Origin of the sequence: Longimicrobium sp. (genome assembly GCF_048594345.1) — a bacterium.
Taxonomy (GTDB): domain Bacteria; phylum Gemmatimonadota; class Gemmatimonadetes; order Longimicrobiales; family Longimicrobiaceae; genus Longimicrobium.
Window position 1 is genome coordinate 1 of sequence record NZ_JBMDXM010000230.1, and the last position, 2349, is coordinate 2349.

The window sequence follows — 2349 nt, forward strand, 5'->3', positions numbered from 1 at the left end:
ACTGTCATTCTGAGGGAGGCGCCGCGCAGCGCTCTCCGTTCGCGCAGGAGCATGGCGCCGACCGAAGAATCTCCATGCTGAAACGCGCGGTTCTTTCCGTCACGACCGGGTTCCCGGGCGTTGCCCGGAAAGGGGTTCCGCACGAGGGGAGGGAGATTCTTCGGTCGCGCCACTGGCTTCGTGGCGTTCCCGAGAGCCCGACGAGGGCGCTCCCTCAGAATGACAGGTGTTTTCCCGGATTCCGTATCAGCCGACCCGACTGGATATCAGCTGGAGAGGAACAGCCAGGCGGCGATCGACACGAGCGGGACGATCAGGAGGATGGACATCACCGCACGAGACGCGTCCGCCCGCGGCTCCGGGGTGTCCCCCGCCCCGGCCGCGCTGAACGCCGCCTCCAGCTCCGCGCGCAGCTCGGCGACGGAGGCGTGGCGGGCGGCGGGATCGCGGCGCATGGCCTTGAGCAACACGGCCTCGATCTCCGGGAAAAGATCCGGCCGATAGACGGTGGGCGGAACTGGGTCCGCGAACGGCAGGCGGGCGCGGTATTCCTCCTCATCCTCTTCGTCCGTCATGGGGAACGGGATGCGGCCGGTGAGCATTTCGTACAGCACCACGCCCAGGCTGTAGATGTCCGCCGCCTCGTATGTCGCCGTCGCCGGATCCAGGATCTGCTCCGGCGCGGTGTACGGCAGCGTGCCGATCCGCACGTCTTCCTGCCCCTCCCACGCACTGCGCGCCCCCCGCCGCGCCGCTACGTCGAAGTCGATCAGCCTCAGCTCGCCGTTTGCCGCAACGATGATGTTGCTGGGCTTGATGTCGCGGTGGATGATGCCGCGCGCGTGGCAATCCTCCGCGGCGGTGAGCAGATCGCGAATCCGGAAGTCGCGCCCGGGAACGCCGTGGGCATGCCCCAGAAGAACCGAGAGCCTTTCGCCGGTTTCATGCGGGAATGCCGTGGCACTCACTTGATCTCCCAGAACCAGATCTCCGTGGAATCGACGTAGTTCTGGAAATCGGAGATGGCCTTGCCGCCGTTCCAGAGGTCGATGTGGTCGCCTCCCGCCCCGTAGAAATTCATGAAGAACACGATCCCCTTCTTCCCCTTCGTCGCCTTCTTGAGCTGTGCATAGGGATCGGGCTTCTTGAACCGCGTGAACCGGGACTTGCCCAGCTTGATCTTAAGCCAGTCCGCGAGCTGCTGGGCCACCAGGATGTGTGCGGGCTTGTGCTTGAGCGCTGGATAGTCGCTGCACCGCTTTCCTGGATAGCTGGACAGGTCCATCCCCGCCTTCTGCAGACAGATGCCCATCCGCATGGCACACTGGTTCTCCAGACCCGGGACGATCTTTCCGTCCTTGTCGGTACAGGGATACGTGACGTTGGGAAGGTTGGGGTGGCTGGCCCACAACGAGTCGAATGTGATCACGGCGCTTCAGGCTGCGGGATTACCCCCGGCGGAGATCCGAAGGTCACGTGTGCAGGAACTTGAGGCGCGAGGCGCCGGCGAGGACAATCTCGTCGCCGTCATCCAGGGGCTGGTGCTCGCCGCGCTGCAGGGGCTGGTCGTTCAGCCGGGTGCCGTTCAGGCTGCTGTCCAGCAGAAAGTAGTCGCGCCCCTTTCGTACGATGGTGCAGTGGTAACGGGAGACCAGGGCGGCCGAGTCGCTGATGACCAGGTCGTTCTTTTCGTCCGGCCGCTCGCCGTCCGCCGCGCCGATGCGGAACACCTCCTTTTCCACCGGCGCCAGCCTTCCCCGCCCCACCCCGTCGATCACCTTTACGATCGCCTTGGGCCCCGCGGCGCCGGCCTTTTCCGCGCCGGGCTTGCCGCCCAGCCTGCGCAGCAGGACCAGGATCCCCGCGCCAAACACGCCCAGCGCCCCCGCGGCGATCAGCATGCGCCGGGTAAAGCGACGGGCGTCCTGCGCCTGGCGGATGGCGGCGGCCATGGAGCTGGCGCGCGGATCGTCGGGCGACTGGGCCAGCACGCCGGTCACGATCTGCTCGGCGCTGTTCAGGTCGCGCGCGTACAGCGCCCGCTCGGCCAGGTTCAGCTTTTCGCGCCGGTCGGCGGCCTGCTGCGCCTGCGTCTTGGCCTCCGCGTCCTGCTGCTGCTTCTGGGTGGCCTCCTGCGCGCGCGCCGTCTGCAGATCGCCCAGCGCGCGGTTGTACTCCAGCTCGGCTTCCTTGTCGTCGGGGTCGATGATGAGCACCATCTTCCACAGGTCCATCCGCGACGTGGCGCTCTCCGTCGTCAGCGGCTGGGCGGACGCGGCGCGCGCCTGGCCGGCCAGGCGGCGCTTGTCCTCCAGCTGCGCCGGGGTCAGCGGCGGCGGGCCGGGCGGC

At 67.4% G+C, this 2349-nt stretch carries 3 protein-coding genes; all 3 read right to left on the bottom strand.

Annotated elements, in window-relative coordinates; genetic code table 11:
* Positions 1-266: 266 nt before the first annotated feature.
* Positions 267-968, bottom strand: a complete 702-nt coding sequence (locus ACOJUJ_RS24140) for a serine/threonine-protein kinase (protein WP_420129482.1) — start codon at positions 966-968, stop codon at positions 267-269.
* Positions 965-1429 carry a type VI secretion system amidase effector protein Tae4 gene (locus ACOJUJ_RS24145; RefSeq protein ID WP_420129483.1) on the bottom strand — a complete coding sequence of 155 codons (465 nt, stop codon included), beginning with the start codon at positions 1427-1429 and terminating at the stop codon, positions 965-967. Before ACOJUJ_RS24145 ends, ACOJUJ_RS24140 begins: the two co-directional genes overlap by 4 nt.
* A 43-nt stretch (positions 1430-1472) precedes the next feature.
* Positions 1473-2349: FHA domain-containing protein (locus ACOJUJ_RS24150; protein ID WP_420129484.1), on the bottom strand; the 877-nt coding region annotated here is incomplete at its 5' end.